The 349-nt window shown below is 41.8% G+C and carries 1 protein-coding gene; it reads right to left on the reverse strand.

From position 1 onward, the window contains the following. On the reverse strand, positions 1–208 hold a 208-nt coding region (locus tag A3762_RS06160), incomplete at its 3' end, for a hypothetical protein (protein WP_156493288.1). Between the last annotated feature and the right edge of the window lie 141 nt (positions 209–349).

The following is a 349-nucleotide window of genomic DNA, read 5'->3' on the forward strand; positions in this document are numbered from 1 at the left end:
ATACCGCATCACGCCAAAGCGCATAATAGCGATCTAATGGAACTCTATTTTCTTCAGCGTCTAAGTAAGAAAGGGAAAGCCCATAACGAGATTGTAAGAGGGATTCGGAGTAACCATTATCGATCAAGCGAAGGAATAACGCGCGATAAGTGACGGCCTGAACGCTTAGCTCAGATTTTAATTCTTCAGTCGCGACACCTTGACTCAATACGCTTCTCTCATCAAAAGGATTGATACAAATCGTCAACAACTTGGTTCAGCAAGTCAAGCCTTGTCCTCTTACTTTGCGTAGTATTTCAAGTGCACAAACCCTTTCAAACAATAATTACTGGAGAGCTTTATGCCTATT

Source organism: Oleiphilus sp. HI0125 (assembly GCF_001635355.1).